25 protein-coding genes are annotated in these 24,769 nt (G+C 69.9%); 12 read left to right on the forward strand and 13 right to left on the reverse strand.

The genetic code is table 11. The annotated features are described in order from the left end of the window. The first annotated feature begins 8 nt into the window (after window positions 1-8). From BJ980_RS11945 to BJ980_RS11965, 5 genes are all read left to right on the forward strand, one after another. Window positions 9-1,163 carry a hypothetical protein gene (locus tag BJ980_RS11945; protein WP_179502494.1) on the forward strand — a complete coding sequence of 385 codons (1,155 nt, stop codon included), beginning with the start codon at window positions 9-11 and terminating at the stop codon, window positions 1,161-1,163. 20 nt (window positions 1,164-1,183) lie between these two features. Further along, window positions 1,184-2,341, forward strand: a complete 1,158-nt coding sequence (locus BJ980_RS11950; protein ID WP_246279963.1) for a sulfotransferase family protein — start codon at window positions 1,184-1,186, stop codon at window positions 2,339-2,341. 118 nt (window positions 2,342-2,459) lie between these two features. After that, complete coding sequence (locus tag BJ980_RS11955; protein ID WP_179502495.1) at window positions 2,460-2,969, forward strand: SigE family RNA polymerase sigma factor; 510 nt, start codon at window positions 2,460-2,462, stop codon at window positions 2,967-2,969. Then, complete coding sequence (locus BJ980_RS11960; RefSeq protein WP_179502496.1) at window positions 2,966-4,219, forward strand: YncE family protein; 1,254 nt, start codon at window positions 2,966-2,968, stop codon at window positions 4,217-4,219. The genes BJ980_RS11955 and BJ980_RS11960 overlap by 4 nt, the downstream gene beginning before the upstream one ends. Window positions 4,220-4,259: 40 nt before the next feature. Beyond that, window positions 4,260-4,709, forward strand: coding sequence for a VanZ family protein (locus BJ980_RS11965; protein WP_179502497.1), 450 nt, complete (start codon window positions 4,260-4,262; stop codon window positions 4,707-4,709). Here BJ980_RS11965 and BJ980_RS11970 read toward each other — a convergent pair. Genes BJ980_RS11970 through BJ980_RS11980 form a run of 3 tightly spaced genes read right to left on the reverse strand, consistent with a single transcriptional unit; the run spans window position 4,648 to window position 6,348 of the window. Continuing rightward, complete coding sequence (locus BJ980_RS11970; protein ID WP_343047796.1) at window positions 4,648-5,073, reverse strand: hypothetical protein; 426 nt, start codon at window positions 5,071-5,073, stop codon at window positions 4,648-4,650. The genes BJ980_RS11965 and BJ980_RS11970 overlap by 62 nt on opposite strands. Then, window positions 5,070-5,438, reverse strand: coding sequence for a hypothetical protein (locus BJ980_RS11975; protein WP_179502499.1), 369 nt, complete (start codon window positions 5,436-5,438; stop codon window positions 5,070-5,072). The genes BJ980_RS11970 and BJ980_RS11975 overlap by 4 nt, the downstream gene beginning before the upstream one ends. Before the next feature lie 31 nt (window positions 5,439-5,469). After that, complete coding sequence (locus BJ980_RS11980) at window positions 5,470-6,348, reverse strand: hypothetical protein (RefSeq protein ID WP_179502500.1); 879 nt, start codon at window positions 6,346-6,348, stop codon at window positions 5,470-5,472. 82 nt (window positions 6,349-6,430) lie between these two features. On the opposite strand from BJ980_RS11980, the gene BJ980_RS11985 reads away from it, so the two are divergent. Then, window positions 6,431-7,090 carry a hypothetical protein gene (locus BJ980_RS11985; RefSeq protein ID WP_179502501.1) on the forward strand — a complete coding sequence of 220 codons (660 nt, stop codon included), beginning with the start codon at window positions 6,431-6,433 and terminating at the stop codon, window positions 7,088-7,090. A 1-nt stretch (window position 7,091) separates the two neighbouring features. Here BJ980_RS11985 and BJ980_RS11990 read toward each other — a convergent pair whose 3' ends face one another. Both BJ980_RS11990 and BJ980_RS11995 read right to left on the reverse strand, forming a co-directional pair. Beyond that, a complete protein-coding gene (locus tag BJ980_RS11990) occupies window positions 7,092-7,577 on the reverse strand; it encodes an SRPBCC family protein (RefSeq protein ID WP_179502502.1) in 486 nt (161 codons plus the stop codon). A 30-nt stretch (window positions 7,578-7,607) separates the two neighbouring features. Further along, the gene (locus BJ980_RS11995) at window positions 7,608-8,195 is read right to left on the reverse strand and encodes a TetR/AcrR family transcriptional regulator (protein WP_179502503.1); all 588 of its coding nucleotides are present in this window, start codon (window positions 8,193-8,195) and stop codon (window positions 7,608-7,610) included. Window positions 8,196-8,302: 107 nt separating this feature from the next. On the opposite strand from BJ980_RS11995, the gene BJ980_RS12000 reads away from it, so the two are divergent. From BJ980_RS12000 to BJ980_RS12010, 3 genes are all read left to right on the forward strand, one after another. Further along, window positions 8,303-11,239 (forward strand): type II toxin-antitoxin system Rv0910 family toxin, encoded by a 2,937-nt coding sequence (locus BJ980_RS12000; RefSeq protein WP_179502504.1) that lies wholly within the window; start codon window positions 8,303-8,305, stop codon window positions 11,237-11,239. 46 nt (window positions 11,240-11,285) lie between these two features. Beyond that, window positions 11,286-12,437: an acyl-CoA dehydrogenase family protein gene (locus BJ980_RS12005; protein WP_179502505.1), complete on the forward strand. Its 1,152-nt coding sequence runs from the start codon at window positions 11,286-11,288 to the stop codon at window positions 12,435-12,437. Between the two features lie 120 nt (window positions 12,438-12,557). Further along, window positions 12,558-13,037, forward strand: a complete 480-nt coding sequence (locus BJ980_RS12010; protein ID WP_179502506.1) for a VanZ family protein — start codon at window positions 12,558-12,560, stop codon at window positions 13,035-13,037. Here the strand turns inward: BJ980_RS12010 and BJ980_RS12015 are convergent. Together BJ980_RS12015 and BJ980_RS12020 are read right to left on the reverse strand one after the other, a co-directional pair. Next, window positions 12,958-13,401, reverse strand: coding sequence for a hypothetical protein (locus tag BJ980_RS12015; protein WP_343047797.1), 444 nt, complete (start codon window positions 13,399-13,401; stop codon window positions 12,958-12,960). The genes BJ980_RS12010 and BJ980_RS12015 overlap by 80 nt on opposite strands. Next, window positions 13,398-13,766: a hypothetical protein gene (locus BJ980_RS12020; RefSeq protein WP_179502508.1), complete on the reverse strand. Its 369-nt coding sequence runs from the start codon at window positions 13,764-13,766 to the stop codon at window positions 13,398-13,400. Before BJ980_RS12020 ends, BJ980_RS12015 begins: the two co-directional genes overlap by 4 nt. Window positions 13,767-13,854: 88 nt before the next feature. Between BJ980_RS12020 and BJ980_RS12025 the strand changes: the two genes are divergently transcribed. After that, the gene (locus BJ980_RS12025) at window positions 13,855-14,514 is read left to right on the forward strand and encodes a hypothetical protein (RefSeq protein WP_179502509.1); all 660 of its coding nucleotides are present in this window, start codon (window positions 13,855-13,857) and stop codon (window positions 14,512-14,514) included. 21 nt (window positions 14,515-14,535) lie between these two features. Here BJ980_RS12025 and BJ980_RS12030 read toward each other — a convergent pair whose 3' ends face one another. From BJ980_RS12030 to BJ980_RS12040, 3 genes are read right to left on the reverse strand one after another with little or no spacing between them, the layout of a single operon-like run. After that, entirely contained in the window at window positions 14,536-16,653 is a 2,118-nt protein-coding gene (locus BJ980_RS12030) for a xanthine dehydrogenase family protein molybdopterin-binding subunit (protein ID WP_179502510.1), read from the reverse strand. Continuing rightward, window positions 16,650-17,642 carry an FAD binding domain-containing protein gene (locus BJ980_RS12035; RefSeq protein ID WP_179502511.1) on the reverse strand — a complete coding sequence of 331 codons (993 nt, stop codon included), beginning with the start codon at window positions 17,640-17,642 and terminating at the stop codon, window positions 16,650-16,652. Before BJ980_RS12035 ends, BJ980_RS12030 begins: the two co-directional genes overlap by 4 nt. Beyond that, on the reverse strand, window positions 17,639-18,181 hold the full coding sequence (locus BJ980_RS12040; RefSeq protein ID WP_343047798.1) for a 2Fe-2S iron-sulfur cluster-binding protein: 543 nt from the start codon (window positions 18,179-18,181) through the stop codon (window positions 17,639-17,641). Before BJ980_RS12040 ends, BJ980_RS12035 begins: the two co-directional genes overlap by 4 nt. Before the next feature lie 165 nt (window positions 18,182-18,346). Between BJ980_RS12040 and BJ980_RS12045 the strand changes: the two genes are divergently transcribed. Then, window positions 18,347-19,171 carry an IS5 family transposase gene (locus BJ980_RS12045; protein WP_179502513.1) on the forward strand — a complete coding sequence of 275 codons (825 nt, stop codon included), beginning with the start codon at window positions 18,347-18,349 and terminating at the stop codon, window positions 19,169-19,171. 124 nt (window positions 19,172-19,295) lie between these two features. Continuing rightward, window positions 19,296-20,240, forward strand: coding sequence for a GNAT family N-acetyltransferase (locus tag BJ980_RS12050; protein WP_179502514.1), 945 nt, complete (start codon window positions 19,296-19,298; stop codon window positions 20,238-20,240). 102 nt (window positions 20,241-20,342) lie between these two features. On the opposite strand, the gene BJ980_RS12055 is transcribed toward BJ980_RS12050, so the two are convergent. From BJ980_RS12055 to BJ980_RS12065, 3 genes are all read right to left on the reverse strand, one after another. Next, window positions 20,343-20,471: a methionine/alanine import family NSS transporter small subunit gene (locus BJ980_RS12055; protein WP_179502515.1), complete on the reverse strand. Its 129-nt coding sequence runs from the start codon at window positions 20,469-20,471 to the stop codon at window positions 20,343-20,345. Next, entirely contained in the window at window positions 20,468-22,036 is a 1,569-nt protein-coding gene (locus BJ980_RS12060) for a sodium-dependent transporter (protein ID WP_218855495.1), read from the reverse strand. The genes BJ980_RS12055 and BJ980_RS12060 overlap by 4 nt, the downstream gene beginning before the upstream one ends. Before the next feature lie 212 nt (window positions 22,037-22,248). Further along, a complete protein-coding gene (locus BJ980_RS12065; protein WP_179502517.1) occupies window positions 22,249-24,720 on the reverse strand; it encodes an MMPL family transporter in 2,472 nt (823 codons plus the stop codon). Window positions 24,721-24,769 lie beyond the last annotated feature (49 nt).

The following is a 24,769-nucleotide window of genomic DNA, read 5'->3' on the forward strand; positions in this document are numbered from 1 at the left end:
AGACGACCATGACCGACGACTGGACCCGCAGCCTCCGCGACGCGATCGCCGAGGCCGAGTCACTCATCGCGAACCCGCCGTTCGACATCACCGAGCAGGAGCGCGCCGAGGGCTACGACTATCTGGCCGGCAGCATCCGTGCCTCCCTGCAGGCGGCGTTCGACTATGACCTGGTCCACCCCGTGCTGATGAACGGGACCCACCAATACTCCCGCCAGGGTCTCGACAACCCCGACGCGATCTACTTCAACGCCTATCTCGACGCCGACGGGACCTATGAGGTCTCCGGGGTGCGGGGGACCACGGCAGACCTCTCCTTCCAGCTGATGGACGGCAACTACACCGCCTCCGAGACGCCGACGACGTTGGCGGCCTTCGACGACCGTGAGCTCGACATCGCCGACGACGGCAGCTTCTCCTGGCGCTTCGGCCCGGAGATCGGTCTGAGCAAGGGGACCAACCTGATCATCCGCGAGGTCTACAGCGACTGGGTGGAGGAGCGGCGCGGCACGATCCGGATCCAGCGGCTGGACACCGCCGGCATTCCCCGTGCCGCGCTCTCGCGGACAAGCGTCGCGAAGCGGTACGACGTCGCGGCGAAGGCGCTCACCGGTCGGATCAGGACCTGGTTCGAGTTCCCGAAGTGGTTCACCTACACCCAGCCGGTGAACACCTTCAGCACGCCGAGGTCGACGCCGGGCGGCCTGGCCAGCCAGTACTCATCACTGGGCCACTACGACCTCACCGACGACCAGGCGCTGGTCGTCACGGTCCCGGTCTGCGAGGCGGCCGGTTATCAGGCGATCCAGATCGGCTCGAAGTGGTATGTCTCCACCGACTATGAGCACCGCCAGTCCTCGCTGACCGCGGCTCAGTCGCAGGCCGACCCGGACGGCATGTTCCGCTATGTCATCTCGACGCGGAACCCGGGGATCGTGAACTGGCTGGACACGACCGACCACCGGACCGGCACCGCCATGATGCGCTGGCAGCGCGTCGAGCGCCCACTGACCGACCAGGACGGGCCGAGCGTCGAGCTGGTCACCTTCGACGACCTCGCCGAGCATCTGCCCTTCCACGACCACAACCAGATCACGCCGCGGCAGTATGCCGAGCGGATCGCGGACCGGCAGGTCGGCGTCGCGCAGCGGATGATCTCGTGAACCCTGAGGAGAACAGCACCATGAGCCACAACGTGATGAACCGTGAGCGCACCGAGGTCGGCAGTTATGAGGAGATCGCCGCGGCCGCCGTACGCTCGACCGGGCTGTCCGACTTCGGGGACGGCGCCCACGAGGAGGGGCTCCGGGTGATCGTCGAGGACCTCAACTCGCCCGAGGCGGGCCTCACCCCGCGGGGTCGTGCCTTCCAGCGGGCCGAGATCAAGAGCGCGCTCACCGGCGTCCTGCTCACCCAGGCCGCGTTCGCCGCCCACCCGGAGCACGAGGACGTGGTGGTCGAGCGGCCGATCTTCCTCCTGGGCCTGCCGCGCACCGGCACCACGATCCTGCACCGGTTGCTGCACGCGGACCCGGGTGCACAGGGCTTGGAGATGTGGCTGACCCAGTTTCCGCAGCCACGGCCACCGAGGGAGACGTGGGAGTCCGACCCGCGGTTCGCGGCGATGCAACGTGCCCTGGCTGCCCACCATGCCGAGTCGCCCGACTTCATGGGCATCCACTACATGGATGCGACGACGGTCGAGGAGTGCTGGCGGCTGCTGCGGCAGACCGGCAAGTCCAACTCCTACGAGGCCACCGCCCATCTGCCGCGCTACAGCGAGTGGCTCGCCGGTCAGGACTGGACGGACGCCTATGCCCGGCACCGGAGGAACCTCCAGCTGGTCGGACTCAACGACGCCGACAAGCGCTGGGTGCTGAAGAACCCGTCGCACATGACCGCCTTCGACGCCCTGATGACCGCCTATCCGGACGCGCTGGTGATCTATACCCACCGGGACCCGGTGACCTGCATGACCTCGGCCTGCTCGCTCGCTGCGGAGGCGACCGCCGGCCACTCGGACACCTTCGTCGGTGAGGTGATCGGCCGCACCCAGCTCGACCTGTGGTCGCGGTCCTACCACGCCTTCCAGGACGCCCGTGGGAAGTATGACCAGGCCCAGTTCGTCGACATCGCGTTCGGTGACCTGGTCACGGACCAGCTCGGCACCGTGCGCCGGGTCCATGACGCCTTCGGCCTGGACTGGACGCCGGAGGTCGAGGCTGCGGTCGCCGAGGCCGACCGCGAGGCGAAGCAGGGCAAGGCTGCCCCGCGGCACACCTACTCGATGGCCGACTACGGACTCACCGAGAAGCAGATCCTGGACGCCTTCGACCGCTGAGGCGACCGCGCGTGCAACCCGTTCGCTCTCCGCCGCGTGTGGCAGGGTGACGGAGGTTGACGATGACGACACGGAGCACGGGTCTGCCGATGACAGGACTGTTCACGACGGGGGAGGCATGGCCACCCGCGAGGACGACTTCGCCGCGTGGATCTCCGCACGCCAGAGCCGTTTGTTCCGCACGGCCTACCTCATCTGCGGCGACCGGCACACCGCCGAGGACCTCGTGCAGACCGCCGCGGCCAAGCTCTACCTGGCGTGGGACCGGGTGAGCGCCCGGGGCGAGGTCGACGCCTACATGCGCCGGATCATCGTCAACGAGCACAACTCCCTGTGGCGACGGCCATGGAAGCGGCGCGAGGTGGCAGCCGACCAACTCCCCGAGACGGCGTACGCCGATGTGCCCGGCGATCCGCTCGAGGCCGACCGGCTCTGGGCCGCGGTGCGTGACCTCCCGCCCAGGCAGCGCGCGGTGATCGTGCTGCGCTACTACGAGGACCTCAGCGAGGCCGAGATCGCGGCCGCCCTCGACATCAGTCCCGGCACCGTCAAGAGCCAGGCCAGTCGCGCCATCGCCAGCCTGCGCGGACGTCTCGGGACCGCCTTCGACCTGGAGGAGACCGCATGAACGACATCTCAGGCGAGCGCCGGCTCCGCGACGCGCTCGAGGACCGCAGCGACGTCATGTCGGACTCCGTCCTCGACCTCGGTGCGGTGCACCAGCAGGCCACCGGAATCCGACGCCGGCGGCGGATCGGCACCGGCCTCACGGCTGCCGCCGTCGTCGCCGTGATCGCCGTACCCCTCGCCCTGGTCCTCCCGGGCGGCGACGACCGCGGTGCACCGCCGCCCGCCGTCCAGCCGACCTCCGGATCGACGTCGGGGACGCCGACGCCGCCGAGCCCCGGCTCCGCCGCACTGCTCAAGGACGCCGCTGCCGCCGAGGCGGCCATCGAGGCGGTCGAGCGCGGCGAGGATCCCTACATCGAGCACTCCCACGACGGTGAGCTGATGGGGAGCGACGGGTCCTACACCCAGCTCCCCGCCGTCGAGACCAACCTGGAGGTGGCCGGGAGATTCCGCGACGGGATGCTGGTGCTCGACGACACGACGCTGACCGAATATGACAGCGAGGGCATGGCGACCCGGACGCTCACCGCGGGCGGGACCGTCGCGATCAATGCCGAGGGCTCGCAGATGGCGTGGTTCGAGATCCGCGACGGACGAGGCACCCTCGTTGTCGAGTCGGTCGACCCCGGAGTCACGATCCCGGAGTGGACCAGCGCAGCGGCAGGCGTGACCTACGGCGAGCCGGTCGGCTTCACCTCGGACGGGGGTGTGGTGGCCCAGGTGGCCACGACGGACGGTCCCGGTGTCCAGGTCTTCCGGGAGGGCCGCGAGCCGCAGCCGGTCGAGGGCATCCTCACCGCCGGTGGGGTGGATCCCGTCAACGGCCGGCTCGCCGGACATCCGGCCGGCAACGAGGACGCCGCCGCGGCCATGCTCGACCTCGTCACCGGTGAGGTGCTGTGGGAGAAGGCCGGTTGGCGTCTGGGCAGGTTCAGCCCCGACGGCAACCACGTGATCGGGCTGCGCGGGGCCGGCAACCTCCCGACGGTGGCGATCCTCGACGCGGCAACCGGTGAGGTGGTTCGGGAGATCGAGCCGCGCAAGCAGCTCGGTGCCGACCACACGAGCAACGGCATCGCCTGGGAGGGCAACGACACGGTGCTGATCGTGGTCCATGTCGTCGCCGGGACCGATGCCGAGGACCACGCCGGGACGGTGCTCCGGTTCGACACCTCGGGCAAGCTCGAGCGCGCCGCCGACGTGGAGGACGGTGCCCGCGGGAGCTGGGTCTTCGGACCCCGCCCCTGAGCACGGCCGGCGTTTCCGGGCACCTGAGACGATGGTGGACATGCGTCGCTCCTGCCTTGCCGCCTACGCGGTCTACCTGGCCGCCGCGGCGTACCTCGTCTTCTGGCCACAGCCGGACACCCCTGCCGGGGCGGTCTTCGACGTCCTGACGCTGCTCCAGCGGGTCGGGATCACCTTCGTTCCCGGCCTGGCGGTCGAGTTCGTGCTCAACGTCGCCCTGTTCGTCCCGCTGACGCTGCTCGGGGTGCTGATCTGGCCGCGGATCAACCCGCTGCAGTGGGTGCTCACCGGGGTCGCGGCCACGGTGCTCATCGAGTTCATCCAGTACGCCGCCCTCCCGGACCGCTCCGCGACGCTCATCGACGTCGTGGCCAACGCACTCGGCGCGCTGATCGGTGTCGACCTCGCCCTGCGGTTGCGGTGGCTGATCAGGAAGCGGGCTGCGGGGACGTCCGGGAACCCTGCCGCCACAACCAGACCAGGCCGATGATCGGCAGCAGCAGCGGCACGAAGCCATAGCCGCTGCCGAAGTCGGACCAGACCGTCTGGTCCGGGAAGAGGTCGGGGTCGGCCAGGCTCAGCGCGCCCACGCCCAGGACGCCCACCATCTCGACCGAGATCGCGGTCAGGGCCACGGCGAAGGCGCGGGATCCCTGATAGCGCAGGGCAATCGTGGCCACCACATAGACCAGCGCGGCGAACGCCGAGAGCAGATAGGCGGCCGGAGCCTCGTCGAACTTCGTGGCGATCTGGACCGCCGACCGGGCGCCGGCGGCGACGGCGAACACGGCGTAGACCGCCACCAGGACCTGCCTGCCGGTCGAGCGCGTGCCCGACCTCCGCGCGGTGCTCACCACGTCTGCTGCAGGCGGATCAGCAGCACGGCCATCGTGATCGCCGCGATCGCGACCACCCAGGGGCTGGCCGGCTCGACCGGCTCGCCGTTCTCGTCGGGTTGGCGGGTGAGGAGGAGGAAGGGTACGCCGACCACGGCGACCGCATAGCCGACCGAGATCCACAGTTGGTCGGGCTCGTGCCCCTTGAGCAGGTTGAGCCCGGCCACCACGGCCACCAGGGCGCCACCGATCTGGGCGACCTTCATGCCGTGCCGCACCAGAGGCTCCATCTGGGCCAGGGCAGGGGTGACCGCGACCGATGCTGCGAGCGCGGCGATCACACCTGCATAGGTGGCGATGACGATGGTGAAGAGCCAGGACACGGGGAAGGCTACCGCCCCGCGACCGTAGGGCTCATCGGGTGACGAAGGCGTAGTGGTCGTTGAGGTCGACGGCCACGGCGTCCTTGCTGACCGTGATCGTCCGTGAGCTGGGCTCCGCGCCGAGGTCGATCTCGCTCAGCGGTTCGTCGTGCGAGCCGAGGTCGAAGACCTTCAGGGTCGTCCCTTCGACGAGGTAGACGTTGTCGCCGCACAGCCCCATCGGCGTGGAGGTCGGGATCACCCAGGGATCGCCCTCGCCGTCAGGCGCGGTGAGGTAGTGGTTCTCGAACTCGGTGTCCATGTAGCTCCACACGCCCGAGGATCGGTCCAGGAGCAGCGCGTCGTCGGCGCCGTCCTCGATCGGGAGGAGCTCGAATGACTGATCGACGTGGTCCGGCAAGGCCTTCCCGGTGGCAGCGTCGATGAACTCGGAGGAGTCGAGACGGATCGCCCCGTCCGCAGCGATCAGCCGCGGCTTCCTCGGGGACTCCTTGGTCCACACGACGGTCCCGTCCGTGGTGAGCCGGTGGACCAGGAACGCGTCCTCGCCGTCGTTGTGGCCGAGCAGCAGGTCGCCCTCGACCTGCCCGAGCAACTCACGCTGGCCTCCCGCGCGCCCCGGGCCCTCCGGGTCGGTGACCTCGAAGGTCTCCTCCCCGGACTCGCCGTGCGCCTCGATCACGACCGGTCCGTCCCGACTGTCGTCGGCGAAGTAGGCGACCCCGTCGATCCACACAGGTGCCTGCCCGGTGCCGCCGGAGCGCAGGGACTCGATCGGGGAGATGCTCCCGAGCTCGACCAGGCACTCCGCGTCCCTGCTCGTCTGCTGGCCCTTGTCGTCGCCGTCCGAGCTGCAGGCAGCCAGCGCCAGGAACGGCAGGACGCCGACGGCGATCAGGGAGCGCTTCATGGGCGTCAGACTGCCCTGCGCGTACGTCGTACAAACGCGGGACTCGCTGCCGTGGACACCGACGCTGCTGTTCAATGGGCCCATGTCTGCGACCTCAGGGCCCTCCCGGCTGTGGCCCTTCGTGGTGGCCATCGTCATGCTGTTCTTCATCAACCTGCCGTTGGCGCACCTGAAGTGGACCGAGCACCGGCTCGATCGGGACGGTGTGGCCGGAGTCGGCGAGGTTACCGCGACGAAGGCGTTCGGGGGCAAGCACTTCGTGACCTTCCGGCTCCCGGCCTCCATCGACCCGGACCAGAAGTCCTACACCGTCGAGGTGCCCGGCGACTCCTTCGACGAGGCGAAGGCCGCCGAGCAGCTGCCGGTCGACTATCTCCCCGAGGACCCGTCGACCAACCGCGCCGTCGACGAGGTGCCGCCCGGATCCGTCGCGGTCTGGCTGACGGCGCTGGCCGACCTCACCGTCCTGGCGATGCTGGCCCTGATGTTCTGGTCGCGCCGGCACGGGATGCTCGTGATCGAGGCGACCGAGGACCTGACCCGGTGCAAGCCGGACGACACCGTCGTCGAGCTCGGCGGCGGCATGGTGCTGGTGCGCGGGGACATCACCGAGATCCACGACGACCATGTCGTGGTGCAGGCCAACAGCGACACGGTCAAGGTGATCCTGGGCGACCACCACAATCCCGTCGGTCACCAGCAACCCGTGCAGGTGCGGGGTGTGAAGGTGAAGCGACGCTAGGTCAGGTCAGGTCGCGCTCGGCCGCCGCGGCGAGGACCACCGGGTCCTCGCAGGCCCGCGCCCACGCGGCGATGCGCGCCCGGATCTCGCGGCCCAGCAGCCATTGCCCGATCGGTTCGGCGATGAAGCGCAGCCACGACGGCCGGATCGAGTAGGTGTATTTCCAGGTTGCCTCGGTGCTGCCGTCGGCGGCCTCCTTGAACCGCCAGCCACCCCCGAACGACGCGAAGAACCACGGCCCCTTCACCATCGTCATCCCGACGCTGTTCGGTGGACGCCAGGCGGCGTACTGGCTGATCATCGTCGGGCCCACCCGCGCCTTGGTCAGCGTGCGCACGCCCTTGCCGGGCGCGGTGGCGCCGTCGAGGAAGTGCTGCTTTCGGATGAACGGGTCCCACTTCAGTCGCAGCTCACCGGTGGTCTGCGAGAGGGCGAAGGCGGTCGCAGGATCGACGGGTACGACGACGGTTGCGGTGATCTGCGGCATGTGGGTTCCCGATCCAGAGGTGGTTGTGAGTCAGCGATCGAGCTCGCGTAGCGTCCGCTTCCAGGCCTCCACCACTGCCGAGGTCCCGGCGCGAGGCTGGAGGATCCCGGCGAGGTATGAGCCGGTGAGCAGGTCGATGGTGAACTGCACCAGCATCGGCGCCCGGGCGTGGTCGGCTCCTGAGAGCCGGATGACGCTGTGGTGCACGGTGGCGAAGATGCGCTCCTGGAGCGGCAACAGTGCCTCGAGCAGGTCCGGGTCGGTGCGTGCGGCCACCCAGAGCTCGAGCGCGGCCGTGAACGGAGGCGACTGCAGCTCGCCCCAGACCAGGTCGACGACGTCGTCCCAGCTGGTGATCGGAGGGTCGAGCTCGCCGCGCTCGACGGTGAGCACCTGGAGGCGCCGTTCGATGATGTCCTCGACGACGGCGGCCATCAGCGCGCCGCGGGTGGGGAAGTGGTGCAGCAACGTTCCGCGCGCCACTCCGGCGCGCTGCTGGACGTGGCCCACGGTGGTGGCGCCGTACCCACTCTCGAGGAGGCTCTCATAGGCCGCGGTGAGGAGCGTCGCGCGGGTGGCGGCGGAGCGCTCCTTCTGGGTGCGGCGGGTCGGTGGCATAGCGGGACCATACCGCCGGTCACGGTGGCCGGCGACTTGCCAAGACGCGCGAAGAAAGCGCATGCTGAGCAAAACAGTCCGATCAGACTGAAAGTGAGTTTCCCCGGATGTCCCCGACCCCCTCGCAGCTCCTCGCCAGCGTCCGCACGCTGGCCCCCGTGCTCGCCTCCACCGCCAAGGTGATGGTCACCGACGCTGCGTCGAAGCTGATGCCGGGCGCTCCCGACGCTTCGCCGGAGCTCGCCGTCTCGGTGCCCGAACCTGCCGGCGCCTCGGGCTATGCCCGCCAGGTCCACGCGCAGCGCCTGGTGGCGGCCGCCCCCGAGGTCGTCGCCGACCTGGTCACCGACCTGGACCGCGCGCACGAATGGCTCACCCTGCACCTGTCCTGGCGCGGCGAGCGTCCGGCACGGATGGCTGCCGGCGAGGAGTTCGTGCAGCAGATCAAGCTGATGGACATCCCGGCCCAGGCACGCTGGCGCGTCGAGCGCGCCGACGCCAACGGCTTCGAGCTCCGCGGCACCGGCCCGATGGGCATCACCGTCGGCCTGTGGTGCACCGTGGTCGCCACCGCCGGCGGCTCCGCCGTGCGCCTCGACGGCGCCCTGGACGGCCCGCCGGTCCGTGGCCCGGTCGGTCTCACGGCCGTGCGCAGCGTCGAGACCGCGCTGACCGAGTCCCTCGAGATCCTGGCGGGCGTCCTCGACGGCGACGGCGTACGCCGCATCCCCGACGAGCCCGTGCTCCACGAGCGCACCGGTCGAATGCTCGACCCGACCACCCCGGTCGTGATCGGCGTCGGACAGGTCGTGCAGCGCACGCCTGATCTGGCCAACCCCGACGAGCCGGTGGCGATGGCCGCCGACGCACTGCGGGCCGCCGTGCGCGACGCCGGTGCCCAGGACGACCTCCTGGCGCGCGCCGACCTCGTCTATGCCGTTCCCAGCGCCTCGTGGACCTACGGCAACCAGGCCGGACTCGTCGCCTCGCTCGTCGGCGCGGGCGACGCGGCCACCGTGCAGACCTCGCCGTACGGCGGCGACGGCGCCCAGCTGGCCGTCAACGACGCTGCCCTCCAGATCGCCCAGGGCAACGCCCACGTCGTTCTGGTCAGTGGCGCCGAGGCCGGAAGCACCGTCTCGGCACTGCAGTCGGATGGCCGCGAGCCCGACTGGACCCGTCAGCCCGAGGGTGCCGCCCCCGGTCGCGTGATCGGCGTCGACCGACCGGCCAACAACGAGGCCGAGACGAGCGTCGGCCTCGGTGCGCCGATCTTCGTCTACGCACTCGTCGAGTCCGCCCTGCGCGGTGCCGCCGGCGCCCCGGTCGACGAGCACCGGGCCAGGATCGCGGACCTGTGGGCCCGCAACAGCTCCGTCGCCGCGAAGAACCCCTATGCCTGGGACCCGACCGAGCGCACCGCCGACGAGATCGCGACCGCGACCACGGCCAACCGTGCGGTCAGCGACCCCTACACCAAGCTGATGTGCGCCAACCTCCAGGTGAACCTGGCCGCCGGCGTCATCGTCACCAGCGTCGCCGCCGCCCACGCCCTGGGCATCGACCAGGACCGCTGGGTCTTCCTGCACGCCGGGGCCTCGGCCACCGACGAGTGGTTCGTCTCCGAGCGTGCCGACCTCGCCTCCTCCCCGGCGATCGCCGCAGCCGGAGCCGCCGTCCTCGACCACGCCGGGATCACCGTGGAGGACCTCGGCCCGATCGACCTCTACTCCTGCTTCCCGGCCGCCGTGCAGCTCGGTGCCCAGGCCCTCGGACTGCCCTGGGACGCGCCCGAGCGGCCGCTCAGCGTGACCGGTGGCCTCACCTCGGCCGGCGGGCCCGGAAACAACTACGGACTGCACGCGGTGTCCACGATGATGCCGATGCTGCGCGAGAACCCCGAGCAGTACGGCCTGTCCAGCTCGCTGGGCTGGTATGCCACCAAGCACGCGCTGGGCGTCTATTCCGCGACCCCGCCGAGCAAGGCCTTCGCCCACCTCAAGCCTGCCTTCGAGCGGCCCGCGCCCCGTCCGGTGCGCACCGAGCTCGAGGGGAGCGCCGTGGTCGAGGCGGTCACCGTCTCCTACGACCGCGCCGGTGACGTGGAGGGTGCGGTCGTCTCCGCGATCACTCCCGAGGGTGAGCGCGTCCTGCTGCGCCGCGAGTCCCCCGAGGACATCGCGGTGCTGACCAAGGGCGACCCGCTGCGACGTACGATCCGGCTCACCAAGGACCGGATCAAGCTCACCGGCAGCCAGCAGGAGCTGCCCGAGCCGCCCGCCGCGCCGGTGCGGACCGAGCGCGACGGAGACGACGTCTGGGTGATCACCCTCGACCGTCCGCAGGTGCGCAACGCCATCGACCGGCGTACCGCACTGCTCCTCGAGCGGGCCGTCGACGACGCAGAGGTCGACGACACCGTCCGGGTGCTCGTCCTGACCGGCGCCGGCAACACGTTCTGCGCCGGCATGGACCTCGCCGGGGCCAACCGCGGAGAGGTCCCCGTGACCGACCGCCGCGGCCCGCTCGGCCTGACCGCCGAGCCGCCCACCAAGCCGATGATCGCCGCGGTCGAGGGCGCTGCCCTGGCCGGCGGTTTCGAGCTCGCCCTCTGCGCCGACCTCATCGTCGCCAGCGAGGAGGCAACCTTCGGCCTGCCGGAGGTGAAGCGTGGCCTGCTCGCCGCCGCCGGTGGCCTGTGGCGCACCGCGGTCCGGCTCCCTCGTGCCGTGGCCCTCGAGCTCGCGCTCCTCGGCGACCCGGTGAGTGCCGCACGCCTGGCCGAGCTGGGCATGGTCAACCGGGTCGTGCCTGCGGGCCAGGCCCTGGAGACCGCGCGGGACCTGGCTCGACGGATGGCAGCCAACGCACCGCTCTCGGTGCGGGTCGGCAAGCAGATCATCGACGCCGCCCCGACCTGGAGCGCCGAGGAGGGCTTCGCCCGACAGAGCGAGCTCGCCAGCCCGGTCCTGCTCTCCGACGACGCCACCGAGGGCGTCGCCGCCTTTGCCGAGAAGCGCGAGCCGCGCTGGACCGGCCGCTGAGACCCTCTTCCTGACCCCTGCTCCCCGAATCACCCAAGGACCCCTCATGAACCAGTGGAACACCCCCGAACGCCAGGCGCTGCGCGAGAGCGTGACTCGCTTCACCGAGCGTGAGATCGTCCCGAACATCGCCCAGTGGGAGGACGACGGCGAGCTGCCGCGCAGCCTGAGCAAGGCCGCGGCCGCCGCCGGCATCCTCGGCGTGGGCTTCAGCGAGGAGGTCGGCGGAGAGGGCGGCAACGCCATCGACACCGCCATCGTCACCGAGGCCATCATCGAAGCGGGCGGCAGCTCCGGCGTGATCGCCTCGCTGTTCACCCACGGCATCGCCGCGCCGCACATCATCGACAGCAAGAACGCCGACCTGATCGAGCGCTTCGTGAAGCCGTCGATGTCCGGCGACCTGATCGGCTCGCTCGGCGTCACCGAGCCCGGTGGCGGCAGCGACGTCGCCAACATCACCACCCGCGCCGTGCGCGACGGTGACCACTACGTGGTGAACGGCGCCAAGACCTTCATCACCTCGGGCGTGCGTGGCGACTTCGTCACCACCGCCGTGCGCACCGGCGGCGAGGGCTTCGGCGGCGTCAGCCTGCTGGTGATCGAGAAGGGCACCCCCGGCTTCGAGGTGGCCCGCCCGCTGCGCAAGATGGGCTGGCACTGCTCCGACACCGCCGAGCTCAGCTTCACCGACGTCCGGGTCCCGGTCAGCAACCTGGTCGGCGAGGAGAACGGCGGCTTCCTGTTGCTCATGCAGCAGTTCGTCAACGAGCGCCTCGGCCTCGCGCTGCAGGGCCACGCCACAGCCCAGCGCGCCCTCGACCTGGCCGCGAAGTATGCCCGTGAGCGGGAGACCTTCGGCAAGCCGCTGGCCAGCCGCCAGGTGATCCGGCACAAGCTGGTCGAGATGCACCGGCGCACCGCCGCCGCGCGCACCGTCACCCGCGCCGCGATCGAGAAGTCCCTGACCACTCCGGTCACCGACCCGGACATGATCATCGACGCGCTGATGGCGAAGAACACCGCGGTCGAGGCCGTCGAATGGGTGGTCAGCGAGTCCGTCCAGATCCACGGCGGAATGGGCTACATGCGCGAGTCCGAGATCGACCGGCACTACCGCGACGCCCGCATCATCGGCATCGGTGGCGGCGCCACCGAGGTGCTCACCGACCTGGCGTCGAAGCTGCTCGGCTACTGAGCGAGCGAGCAGCGGCGCCCACCGGTTCACCCGGGGAGGGTGGGTGGATCCCGGTCACTGAGTGACCGGGATCCATCGTTTGCTGGGGAAACGTTGGGCGACACTGGGAGGATGGTCGGCATGCGTCGCCTCCTTGCCGTCGTCTTCGCGGTCTACGTCGCCGCGGCGGCGTACCTGGTCTTCTGGCCCCAGCCGGACACCCCGGCCGGCGCGGTGCTGGACCTGCACACCCTGCTGGGCCGGGTGGGCATCACCTTCATCAGCGGCCTGGTCATCGAGTTCGTGCTCAACGTGGCACTGTTCGTTCCGCTGACCCTGCTCGGCGTACTCCTCTGGCCGCGGATCAGCCCGATGCACTGGCTGCTCACCGGAGTCGCGGCGACCTTCCTGATCGAGTTCCTGCAGTACGCCGCGCTGCCCGACCGGTCGGCGACGCTGATCGACATCGTCGCCAACTCACTCGGTGCACTGATCGGCATCGACCTGGGCCTGCGGTTGAGGTGGCTCCACGAGCGCCAGGTCAGGACGAAGGAGAGCCCTGCGCAGCCGGGGGGACCGAACGGTCTCGGGCCTGGCGCCACAGCCAGACCAGGCCGATGACCGGCAAGACCAGCGGCACGAAGCCATAACCGCTGCCGAAGTCCGACCACACCGTCTGGTCGGGGAAGAGTCCCGGATCGGCCAGGCTGAGCGCGCCGACGGCCAGGACTCCGACCAGCTCGATCGAGATCGAGGACAGCGCCACCGCGAAGGCCCGCGGACCCTGGTAGCGAAGCGCCACCGTCGCCACGACATAGACCACGGCGGCGAAGGCGGAGAGCAGGTAGGCAGCAGGAGCCTCGTCGAACTTCGTCGCGATCTGGACCGCCGAACGCGCACCCGCGGCGACCGCGAACACGGCGTACACCGCGACCAGGACCTGCCGACCCGTCGAACGCCTGCGGGGACCGGTCGATGCGCTCACCACGTCTGCTGCAGCCGGACCAGGAGCACGGCCATCGTGATCGCAGCGATCGCGATCACCCACAGGCTGGCCGGCTCGACCGGCTCTCCGTCCTCGTCGGGCTGGCGGGTGAGCAGGATGAACGGCACGCCGACGACGGCGACCGCATAGCCGGCCGAGATCCACACCTGGTCGGGCTCGTGGCCCTGGAGCAGGTTGAGGCCGGCGACCGCGGCGATCAGTCCGCCGGCGATCTGGGCGACCTTCATCCCGTGCCTGACCAGCGGTTCCATCTGTTGCAACGCCGAGGTGGAGGCGACGGCGGCGGCGAGGACCGCGATCACGCCTGCATAGGAGGCGACGACGATGGTGAAGAGCCAGGACACGGGGGGCAGGTTACCGCTCGCCACGCCACGGCTCCTCATCCCGCGGTGCTCGCACACCCCACCCGGGCCGCTGCTGTTCAATGGGCCCATGTCTGCGACCCCAGGGCCCTCGCGGGTGTGGCCCTTCGTGGTGGCCATCGTCCTGCTCTGCTTCATCAACCTGCCGCTGGGCCACCTGACGTGGACCGATCACCGGCTGGACCGCGACGGTGTGGAGACGACCGCCGAGGTGACCGACTCCAAGGCGTTCGGTGGAAAGTTCTTCCTCACCTTCCGCCTGCCCGCCTCGCTCGACCCCGACCAGGAGTCCTGGACGGTCGAGGTGCCCCGGCAGACGTTCGAGGCGGCCAAGGCCGACGAGCAACTCCGGGTGGAACACCTGCCGCAGGACCCGCAGACCAACCGCGCCGTCGACGAGGTGCCGCCCGGATCGCTGGCCGTGTGGCTGACCGTGATGGCCAACATCACCGTCGTACTGATGCTCGCCCTGATGTTCTGGGTCCGGCGCAACGGGATGCTCGTGATCGAGGCGACCGAGGACCTGACCCGGTGCAAGCCCGACGACACCGTGATGGAGCTCGGTGGCGGGATGGTCCTGGTGCGCGGCGACATCAGCCAGATCCACGACGACCACGTGATCGTGCTCGCCAACAGCGACAAGGTGAAGGTGCTCCTGGGCGAGCACCACAACCCGGTCGGTCACCAACAGCCCGTGCAGGTCCGCGGACGCCGGGTCTCGAGCCGCTGACCGGCTTCGGTTCCTGCGCGTTCAGACGTCCAGGAACGCGTCCGCGGTGACCGGGAAGGAACGGACCCGCACCCCGGTGGCGTGGTGGGTCGCGTTGGCGACAGCCGCCGACGTGCCGACGATGCCGATCTCCCCGATGCCACGTGAGCCCATCGGGGTGAACTCGTCGTCGGACTCGTCGAGCCACTCCGCGTCCACGTCGAGGACGTCGGCGTGCGCGGCCACGTGATAGGTCGCCAGGTCGCGAGTGACGGTGTGCCCGAACCGCGGGTCCCGATAACCCTCCTCGAAGAGTGCTGCCGACAGACCCATCACCAACCCGCCGAGGAACTGGGAACGCGCGGTGGTCGGGTTCACCACCCGGCCGACCGAATAGACACCCAGCAGGCGCGGCACCCTGATCTCGCCGGTCCACCGGTTCACCCGCGCCTCGGCGAAGACGGCGCCGAACGAGTGGTAGGCCTTGTCGTCAGCCACGGCGGCGTCCGCCGCGGAGGCGGTCGTCTCCAGCCCGGGGTCCGGATCGGAGCCATGGTCGGCACGGAACAGCTGCGCCGCCGCGGCGATCGCGGTGCCCCACGAGCTGGTGCCGGAGGATCCGCCCGCCACCGTCGCCGCGGGAAGGCTGCTGTCCCCGAGCTCAAGCTCCACGTCCGCTGTGGACACGTCCAACGCGTCGGCCGCGATCTGGGTCAGCACGGTGCGGGCGCCGGTGCCGATGTCGACGCCGCCGATGGCGACGCCGTAGCGCCCATCGCCCAGTGAGCGCACGCGTGCGGTGTTCCCGGGCATCTTGTTCGCCGGGTACGTCGCGGAGGCGACGCCGATGCCGACCCACCAGTCCCCGTCGAGCGTTGCCCGTGGTGTTGGTGGCCGGTCGGCCCAGCCGAACCGCTCCGCCCCGCGGTGCAGGCAGTCGAGCAGCCTGCGGTCGTTGAACGGCTTGCCGGTCTCGGGGTCGAGCTCGGGTTCGTTGCGCTCACGCAGCACGATCGGGTCGATGCCACACGCCTCGGCGAGCTCGTCCATGGCCACCTCGTGGACGAACATTCCCGGCATCTCGCCGGGCGCGCGCATCCAGGACGGGACGGCCACGTCGAGGCGGGCGAGCCGGTGGCTGGTGCGCCGGTGGGGCGCGGCGTACATCATCCGCGCCGGCACGGCGGTCTGCTCGGCGAACTCCTTGATCGCGGAGGTCTGCTCCTGCACCGCGTGGTGGATCGCGCTCAGGGTGCCGTCGGCGGCGGCGCCGAGCCGGACGTGCTGGATGGTCGCGGTGCGGTAGCCGGTGAGGTCGAACATCTGCTGCCGGGTGACGGCCAGGCGCACCGGTCGGCCCTCGGTGGTGCGGGCAGCCATCGCAGCGGCCATCACGTGTGCGTGCGCGACGCCCTTGCTGCCGAAGCCGCCGCCGACGTACGGCGCGCGGACCCGGATCTGGTCGGTCTCCAGGCCCCACAGAGGGGCCAGTGTCTGGGCGACGCCGTGCACGCCCTGGCTGGAGTCGAACATCGACAGCAGCGGCCGGTCGCCCTCGTGGGTCCACCAGGCGGTGGTGGCGTGCGGCTCCATCGGGTTGTTGTGCTCATACGGCGTGCGGTAGGTCTGCTCGAGGAGCACCTCCGCGTCGGCGAGCGCGGCATCCACGTCGCCCTCGTCGGTGTCGGTGGCCGCCTCCGCATTGACCTTCTCCGGCGCCTCGGTCGCGTTGTGCTCGGTCAGCTCGGCCTCGTGCGGCTCCTGGTCATAGGAGACCTCGACGAGTGCGGCGCCCTGACGCGCGGCCTCCGGCGTCTCGGCCAGCACCAGCGCCACGATCTGCCCGTGGAAGCCGACCCGGTCGTCCTGCAGGATCGCCAGCTCCCGATCGGAGGTGTCGACCAGTCGCGGGGCAGCGGTGTGGTCGATCACCGAAACGACGCCGGGGTGCTCCAGGGCGGCTGCGCTGTCGACGAAGGTGACGCGCCCCTTGGCGATCGTCGACTGCACCAGCCACACGTGCAGCGGGTCGGTGACCTCCGGGGCCTGGTGCTCCACGGCGTACGTCGCCCGGCCGGTCACCTTCTCGACGGCATCGACCCGGGCCAGCCGGTCCCCGATCGCGTTGATCCGCACGGGTCGGGTCTTCTGCTCGCTCATCGTGCCTCCTGCGCCAGCCGGGTCAGGGTCACGGCGGTGGTGTTGCGGAGCATCGGAATCTTGTACGCCGACTCCTCACCGGTCCGGGCGTCCGCCAGCTCGACGTCGACCGCCGCGCGGACGGCCTCCTCGGTGAGTGGGCGCCCGATCAGCTCGGCCTCGGCGCGGTGCGCGCGCCACGGCTTGTGTGCGACCCCTCCCCAGGCGATCCGGACGTCGCCGACCCGGTCGCCGTCCATCTCGATGGCTGCGGCCACGGAGACCAGGGCGAAGGCGAAGGACGCCCGATCACGGACCTTGCGATAGGTGGAACGGGTGGCGATCTGTGAATAGGGCAGCTCGATCGCGACGATCAGGTCTCCGTGCTCGAGGGTGGTGTCCAGGTCGGGACGGTCACCCGGCAACCGGTGCAGCTCCTCGATCGGCACCCTGCGCCGACCACGGCCGTCCTGCACCACCACCGCCGCGTCCAGTGCCGCCAGGGCGACGGCGAGGTCGGAGGGGTGGGTGGCCACGCAGTCCGAGCTGGCCCCGAGGATCGCGTTGTAGCGGCCGTAGCCCTCGAGCGCTGAGCATCCGCTGCCGAGTTCTCGCTTGTTGCACGGCGTGGTGACGTCCTGGAAATAGACGCAGCGGGTCCGTTGCAGCAGGTTGCCGCCGGTGGTGGCCTGGTTGCGGATCTGCCCCGAGGCGCCGGCGAGCAGCGCCCGGGCCACGGCGGGGAAGCGGCTCCTGATCACCGGGTGGGCGGCCAGGTCGCTGTTGGGGACGTTGGTGCCGATCCGCAGGCCGGCGCCGTCGCTGCACTCCTCGATCTCGTCGAATGGCAGGCGGCTGACGTCGACCAGGGTGTCGGGGGAGGTGACGCCGAGCTTGAGGTGGTCGACGAGGTTGGTGCCGCCGCCGAGGAAGCGGGCGTCCGGATTGCCGGCGACCGTCTCCACGGCGTGGGCGGGGGAGGTCGCGAGGACGTAGTCGAACTCCCTCATCGGCCAGCCGCCTCTCGTTCGGGCTCCCCTTGTCCGGCCGCCTCACGGACGGCGTCGAGGATGCCGACGTACGCCCCGCAGCGGCACAGGTTGCCGCTCATCCGCTCGCGGATCTCCTCGTCCGTCAGCTCGACGCCCTCCCCAGCCTCGGTGTCCTGGGGCGTCAGGTCCTCGGTCACGTGGCTGGGCATCCCCTGCTCCGCCTCGCGCAGGACGCCGACCGCCGAGCAGACCTGGCCGGGCGTGCAATACCCGCACTGGAGTCCGTCGTGCTTGATGAACGCCTGCTGGACCGGGTGCAGATCGTTGCCGGCCAAGCCGTCAGCGGTGACGACATCGACTCCGTCGTACGCCACCGCCAGGGCCAGGCAGGTCAGGTGTCGGCGACCGTCGAGCAGCACGGTGCAGGAGCCGCACTGACCGTGGTCGCAGCCCTTCTTCGGCGACGTGATGCCCAGCTGTTCGCGCAGTGCGTCCAGCAGGGTGGTCCGGGTGTCGACGCGCAGTGACCGTGCGGTGCCGTCGACGGTGAGGCTCACGTCTGCATGCATGGGTGGCCGTACCCCCGGGCGGCCGAATTCATACGACCCGTTTCATGCGACCTGTTCGCCCGGGGGACCGCTACGGCATCCGGTGGTGTCTCACTGGGTGTGTCCCATTTGGAGTCGACTGCGCCAGCGGGCCAAGAAGGCACAGTCGGGGCCATGCCCTACTCCACTGACCTGACCGACGAAAAATGGGCGCTGCTGGAGCCGGTGTTCAACGCGCCCGGCAAGCGGGGACCCAAGCATGCAGCGGACCTACGCCGGGTCGTGGACGCGATGCTTTACGTCTCCCACACCGGCTGCCAGTGGCGATACGTTCCCGAGTCCTTCGGACCGTGGACGCGGGTGTGGTCGCAGTTTCGCCGCTGGTCACGGAACGGCACCTGGGCGCGAGCGCTCAGGGTGCTGCACGCTGCCGCCCGCGACGCGGACGGCCGCGCCGACGCCACGCCCTCGATGGTCGTCATCGACACTCACCTTGCCCGCGGGTCATCCAACGGTGGGGCCACCTTTCACGACCGCGGCGGGCCCTACGGCCGGACCAAAGGCGCCAAGCGCATCGTCGCGGTCGACGTGACCGGGCTCCCGGTGGGCGCGCTGGTCGTGCCGGCCTCAAGCCACGAGAACCGCGCCAGTGAGCTCATGCTGGGGCACTTGACCCAGCAAGGCGTGACTGGACGACTCGAGCTGGTTCTGGTGGACCGCGGCGTCACTGCGGCCGCCGCCCGCGACCTCGGCCGCAGCCATGACCTCGAGCTGCGCCGGGTGGGGTGGGGCGACAAGCAGCCGGTGTTTCGCACCATTCGACACGCCTGGCGCGTGGAGGTTGCCCACGGCCGTCTCGGGCGTTCACGCCGACTGGCGAAGTCGTTCGAGAACACCACCGCGTCCGCGACCGGCTGGCTCCAGGTCGCCTGCATCGCGACGACGCTGCGCCACCTGTCGCGCAGACCGGCCGGTCCGCCCCGCCCGGCTGTCGCGTGAACTGCTACCCGGGCGTTCACGTCCTCGCTGCGGCAGGCACGCGTGTCCTCGCCGGCGAGGTCATCACTGATCCGCGAAGAAACCGGTTTGACCACGGCCGGTTCAACCGAAAGTGTTGCCCGCGATGACCCTCGAATCGGAACTGCCTGCCCTGGATTCGCTCGTCCTGGCTGCGGACGCCAGCCTGCACCCGTGGGTGCGCGAGCATGTCCCGGAGACCGTCCGACGGGCGGCGCTGGAAGAAGAGCTGGGCTTCTGGCTCAACACCGCCGCCCAGGACCTGGAGTACGCAACTTCGTACGCCCAGGCCGCGCCCCAGTCGGGGGAGCCGCCCGAGGCGTACTTGGACCGTTGGTTGCCGCTGCCCAACGGTGCCCACATCCTCGCGGGTCCGCGGTACCTGGGAAGAGACCCGGACCTGCCCTTCGTCGGCGTATCAGCCAGCGACCGACCACTGAGGCCGAGCGACCGAGCAGCCCTGACCGCGGCGGCGAGGACGTCGTTCGAGGCGTTTCGTCCAGGGTTCATGCTGTTGACGACCGCCGACCCCATCGGCGCCTGGCCGGACGCCGGCTCGGAGCTGCGGCAGGTCGTCGGCCTCCTGGGGGACCTTCGAGCCCACCCCACTCCGCCCTCTCTGACCACCCGTCCTCGCGCCGACACCGACTTCTACGGGCGCTACCGGGAGATCCACGAAGCACAGGTCAAAGCGGATCCCCGCCACGCCCGGCACACGCGATGTGAGGACGAGGAAGACCTGAAGGAACTCGCCGCTTCGGGGCTCCTGTACGACGTTCTGCTGAACGGCACCTGGGCCGGCATCTTGGCTGCCGAGCCCGACAGCCGCCGCGGCGTCAAGGGCGCGACGGTGGTTGAACTGCTCCTTGCCCCGGAGCACCGCGGACGTGGCTTCGGCAAGCATCTGAGCCCCCTCTTGGCGAAGTCACTGCCCTTCGCCGACGACGAGTGCCTCATGGGCACCATTCACGCCGACAACGCGCCGGCGTACCACGCGGCCCTCGCGGCCGGTCGCCACGATGTCGGCGGCGAGGTACGTCTACCTCTGTAGCCACCAGGCGGCGGTGCGGCCGGCGTCGAAGACGATGGCCGCCGCGCACCGGGATCTGACATCGGCAGCCCTCGTATTCGCCCTCAAATGGGACACACCCAGTCAGAGGTCGCGGTGGATCTCGGCCACTCCGGGGCTTCCGGAACGGGACAGGCTGACGATCGCGGCGAGCAGGCCGCCCCAGATCACCAGCATCGCGACGATCATCATGATGACTGCCTCGGTGCTCATCGGTTCTCCTCCTTGATCGGTGCGGTGCCCTCGTCGATCGGGCCGGGGATGTCCAGGCTGGTCTCCGGGCGCCACTTCACCAGCGACGCGGCCACGCCGCCGAAGATCACGGCCGCGACGACGCCCCAGCCGAAGGTGGCGATCATCCAGGTGGGATAGCCGCCGTACGGTTCCTTGATCGTGTCGACGAAGTCGCTGATCAGCACGAAGGTGAGTGCCAGCGGGGTGACCACGGCGATCAGTGCCGGCCACCAGCCACGGATCGGCACCGAGCCGTGGGTGGTGAGGTGCTCCACGAAGTCGGGCAGTGCGCGGACGATCCAGACCAGGACCACCATGCTGACCACGGCGACGAAGAGGATCCCGAACTTGTTGATGAAGTTGTCGGCGATGTCGAGCACGTGCAGCGCGCTCTTGGTGGAGAAGAAGAAGACGCTGATCGCGGCCGCCGGGATGCAGACCGCCATCGTGGCGCCGATCCGGCTCATCTCGAACTTGTCGCGGATCGCGGAGATCACCACCTCAAGGATGCTGACCAGAGAGGTGATGCCGGCCAGGATCAGTGAGGCGAAGAAGAGCAGACCGATCACGACGCCGGCCGGCGCCTCGTTGATGATCGTCGGGAAGGCCACGAAGGCCAGGCCGGGTCCGCCAGAGGCGACCTCGTTGATGGCGACGCCCTGGGCCTGGGCCATGAAGCCCAGCGCAGAGAAGACCCCGATGCCGCAGAGCAGTTCGAAGCTCGAGTTGGCGAAGCCGACCACCAGGCCGGAGCCGGTCATGTCGACCTTGCGTCCGACGTACGACGCATAGGTGATCATGATGCCGAAGCCGATGGAGAGCGAGAAGAAGATCTGGGAGTAGGCCGCGGCCCAGACGCCGGTGTCGGTCAGGGCGCTCCAGTCCGGCGTGAACAGTGCGTTCAGGCCGTCGGCGGCGCCGGGCAGGAAGAGCGAGCGGATCACCAGCGCCAGGAAGGCCAGGATCAGCACCGGGATGAAGATCATTGCGGTGTTGCCGACGCCCTTCTGGACCCCGAGCATCATGATCACGATGACTGCGAGCCAGACGATGACCAGCGGGACCAGCAGGCCGATCACGAACTCGGTGCTGATGCCCTTGGTCGGGTCGGAGGCCTGGAGGAACTCGCCGCCGAAGAAGGCGTTCGGGTCGTCACCCCAGCCCTTGTCCGCCGAGAAGAGCGTGTAGCGCAACGCCCAGGCCAGGATCGCGGCGTAGTAGAGCGCGATCACGAAGCAGATGCCCACCTGCCACCAACCGAGCCACTCGGTCTTGCGGTGGGTGCGCGCGAAGGCCAGCGGCGCCGAGCCGCGGGTGCGGTGGCCCATCACGTAGTCGAGCAGCAGGAACGGGATCCCTGCGGTCAGCAACGCGATCAGGTAGGGCAGCAGGAATGCCCCGCCGCCGTTCTCGTAGGCCTCCATCGGGAAGCGCCAGATGTTGCCCAGCCCGACGGCGGATCCGATGGCGGCGAAGATGAAGACGTTGCGCGAGGAGAATGCCCCGCGCCTCTTCTCGATGGCTGCCTGGTCTGTGCTGCTCACACTCGTTCCTCTCTGGGTGGCTGTGCGTGTGCCCCCGATGATCATGCTGTGATCCGGTGAAGGTGGCCGGAGCCACGCCAGCATGGCAGGAATGGTGTGACGGAGGCCACTCGGGACCCCAAGCCCTCGCCGACCCGGCAGTTGTTGACCCCGGAAATGCGCCGACCCGGCAGTTGTTGGTCAACAACTGCCGGGTCGGCGGGGTGGGGATGTCAGGCTCCGGCGGTCTGCAGTTCCTTGTCGCCGTCGCGGTCACTGGTGTCGCGCGAGCCGAAGTGGTCCGCCATGTGCGGACGCTCCAGGCTCTCGCCCTCGACGTCGACGTTCGGCAGGATCCGGTCCAGCCACTTCGGCAGCCACCACGCCTTGTCGCCCATCAGGTACATCAGGGCCGGGATCAGCGTCATCCGCACGATGAAGGCGTCGAAGACGATCGCGACGGCGAGCGCGAAGCCCATCATCTGGATCATCGGGTCGTCCATCAGGATGAAGGCCGCGAAGACTGCCGTCATGATCACCGCAGCCGCGGCGACGACCCGGGCGCTGCCCCGGAACCCGTCGATCACGGACTCACGGGTGTCGGCCCCGTGCACGTGTGCCTCACGGATCCGGGTGACCAGGAAGACCTGGTAGTCCATCGCCAGCCCGAAGACCACTCCGATCAGGAAGATCGGCATGAAGCTGACGATCGGCTGGCCCTCCATCAGGCCCAGGGCGCCTTCCTGGAAGACCGCGACCGTGGCGCCCAGCGTGGCGAGCACCGAGAGCAGGAAGCCCAGGGTGGCGGTCAGCGGGACCAGGATGGAGCGGAAGACCAGCATCAGCAGGATGAACGCGAGCCCGATGACGACCAGCAGATAGATCGGCAGGGCGTCCGAGAGGCGCTCGGAGATGTCGACCGTGATCGCGGTCAGGCCGGTGACGCCGGTGTCGGTGCCGGTGGCGGCCTCGATGTCGTCCTGCCCGTTGCGCAGCTCGGCCAGGGTCTCCTCGGTCGCGGTGGCGTCCGGGCCCGTCTCGGGGGTGATCATCACCAGGGCGCCCGTGGGCGTCGCGTCCGGGTCGGACGGGTCGGCGTTGGTGCCGCCGACCTGTGCGTTGAGCACGCCGGCCTGCTCGCCGGCCCAGGCAGCGACCTCGTCGATCTTCGCCTGGCGCTCGCCCTCGGGGACGCCGGTGGCGTCGACGACCATCAGCATCGGGGCCTCGCGACCCTCACCGAACGCGCCGGAGATCAGCTCGGAGGCCTGACGCTGCGTGGTCTCCACCGACGCGGTGCTGTCAGTGGGGAAGGCCAGGTGCAGGTCCTTGAGCGGGATCGCGATCGAGCCGAGCGCCACGACGACCAGCAGGATCGCGGCGATCGGGGACTTGCCCACGAACCGCGCCCAGCGCACGCCGTTGTTGACGATCTTGCCCTTCTCGTCGCGAGCGGGGACATATTTGCGGACCTGGCCACCGAACGACTTGGTCTTCAGCATGCCCAGGATCGCGGGCAGCAGGGTGAGTGCCACCAGGACGGCGATCAGCACGGTGCCGGCCGCGGCGAGACCCATCGAGGTCAGGAACGGGATGCGTACGACGGCCAGCGCGGAGAGCGCGATCAGCACGGTCAGGCCGGCGAAGACCACGGCGGAGCCGGCGGTGCCCACGGCCACGCCGATCGCCTCGTCACGCTCGTCGGTGTGCTCGAGCTCGTTGCGATAGCGGGCCAGGATGAACAGGGTGTAGTCGATGCCGACCGCGAGGCCGAGCATCGTGGCCAGGATCGGCGTGGTCGTGCCGATGTCCATGAACGCGGTCATCCCGGTGATGCCGATCATCCCGAGGCCGACCCCGAAGACGGCGGTGATCAGCGGCAGGCCGGCCGCGACCAGCGAGCCGAAGGTCAGCACGAGGACCAGCAGGGCGATGGCGAGGCCGATCAGCTCGGCGGAGCCGCCGGGCATCTCCATCGACTGCATGCCGGGGCCGTTGGCTTCGACGCTCAGCCCGGAGTCACGTGCGGTCTCCATCGCCTCCTTGACCTCGTCCTGGGAGGCAGGCTTGATGTCCATCGGGGTCTCGACGTCGAACTCGCCCTGGATCAGCCCGGTGCGCCCGTCCTCGGAAAGGATCGAGAGCGCGGCCGCGTTTGCCTCGGCCTGTGCCTTCGTCGCACCGGCGGACTCGGCGCCCGAGACGATCTGGTCGTCCTGGACCGGCCCGAGGATCAGCGGGTTGCCGATCATCGGGGGCTGCTCCTCGGTGACCTCGGCGTTCTTCAGCTTCTCGACGGTGCCGTCGAGGGTGGCGGCGTACTCCGCATCGGTGAGCTTGGCGCCGTCCTTGACGACGAGCGGCACGGTCTCCTTGGAGATCTGGGGCGTGTCGACGAGGTCGGCGACCAGGGTGTCGACGGCGCGGGAGTACTCCGGCTCGGCCAGGGTGTGGCCCTCGGGTGCCTGGACGACGACGTCGAAGCTGGCGTCGTCGAAGGCGTCCTGGGAGCCCGGGAAGAGCTCGGCCTGCATGTCGGCGGCCTTCTCGGACGGGATGCCCGGGATCGAGAAGGAGTCCGACATCGGCTTGGACATGGTGGCGGCGAAGCCTCCCAGGCCGACCGCGGCGATCAGCCAGGCGGCGAGGAAGATCGGCCAGCGCCGATAGGCGGTCTTGCCGAGTCGGTAGAGAAGCGTTGCCATGGGAATGGCCCTTTCGGATCTTGGATCTGAGGCGGTGTTGGGGGAGGGA

Origin of the sequence: Nocardioides daedukensis, from assembly GCF_013408415.1 — a bacterium.
In the GTDB taxonomy this organism is placed as follows: domain Bacteria; phylum Actinomycetota; class Actinomycetes; order Propionibacteriales; family Nocardioidaceae; genus Nocardioides; species Nocardioides daedukensis.

Excerpts from the sequence above, each read along its gene's own strand:
- BJ980_RS12000 (WP_179502504.1), top strand. The coding sequence starts at position 8,303 with ATGTCCCCGACCCCCTCGCAGCTCCTCGCCAGCGTCCGCACGCTGGCC.
- BJ980_RS11945 (WP_179502494.1), top strand. The coding sequence starts at position 9 with ATGACCGACGACTGGACCCGCAGCCTCCGCGACGCGATCGCCGAGGCC.
- BJ980_RS12035 (WP_179502511.1), bottom strand. The coding sequence starts at position 17,642 with ATGAGGGAGTTCGACTACGTCCTCGCGACCTCCCCCGCCCACGCCGTG.
- BJ980_RS12030 (WP_179502510.1), bottom strand. The coding sequence starts at position 16,653 with ATGAGCGAGCAGAAGACCCGACCCGTGCGGATCAACGCGATCGGGGAC.
- BJ980_RS12050 (WP_179502514.1), top strand. The coding sequence starts at position 19,296 with ATGACCCTCGAATCGGAACTGCCTGCCCTGGATTCGCTCGTCCTGGCT.
- BJ980_RS12045 (WP_179502513.1), top strand. The coding sequence starts at position 18,347 with ATGCCCTACTCCACTGACCTGACCGACGAAAAATGGGCGCTGCTGGAG.
- BJ980_RS12025 (WP_179502509.1), top strand. The coding sequence starts at position 13,855 with ATGTCTGCGACCCCAGGGCCCTCGCGGGTGTGGCCCTTCGTGGTGGCC.
- BJ980_RS12010 (WP_179502506.1), top strand. The coding sequence starts at position 12,558 with ATGCGTCGCCTCCTTGCCGTCGTCTTCGCGGTCTACGTCGCCGCGGCG.
- BJ980_RS12055 (WP_179502515.1), bottom strand. The coding sequence starts at position 20,471 with ATGAGCACCGAGGCAGTCATCATGATGATCGTCGCGATGCTGGTGATC.
- BJ980_RS11955 (WP_179502495.1), top strand. The coding sequence starts at position 2,460 with ATGGCCACCCGCGAGGACGACTTCGCCGCGTGGATCTCCGCACGCCAG.
- BJ980_RS11985 (WP_179502501.1), top strand. The coding sequence starts at position 6,431 with ATGTCTGCGACCTCAGGGCCCTCCCGGCTGTGGCCCTTCGTGGTGGCC.
- BJ980_RS11995 (WP_179502503.1), bottom strand. The coding sequence starts at position 8,195 with ATGCCACCGACCCGCCGCACCCAGAAGGAGCGCTCCGCCGCCACCCGC.
- BJ980_RS11965 (WP_179502497.1), top strand. The coding sequence starts at position 4,260 with ATGCGTCGCTCCTGCCTTGCCGCCTACGCGGTCTACCTGGCCGCCGCG.
- BJ980_RS11980 (WP_179502500.1), bottom strand. The coding sequence starts at position 6,348 with ATGAAGCGCTCCCTGATCGCCGTCGGCGTCCTGCCGTTCCTGGCGCTG.
- BJ980_RS11990 (WP_179502502.1), bottom strand. The coding sequence starts at position 7,577 with ATGCCGCAGATCACCGCAACCGTCGTCGTACCCGTCGATCCTGCGACC.
- BJ980_RS11950 (WP_246279963.1), top strand. The coding sequence starts at position 1,184 with ATGAGCCACAACGTGATGAACCGTGAGCGCACCGAGGTCGGCAGTTAT.
- BJ980_RS11960 (WP_179502496.1), top strand. The coding sequence starts at position 2,966 with ATGAACGACATCTCAGGCGAGCGCCGGCTCCGCGACGCGCTCGAGGAC.
- BJ980_RS12005 (WP_179502505.1), top strand. The coding sequence starts at position 11,286 with ATGAACCAGTGGAACACCCCCGAACGCCAGGCGCTGCGCGAGAGCGTG.
- BJ980_RS12065 (WP_179502517.1), bottom strand. The coding sequence starts at position 24,720 with ATGGCAACGCTTCTCTACCGACTCGGCAAGACCGCCTATCGGCGCTGG.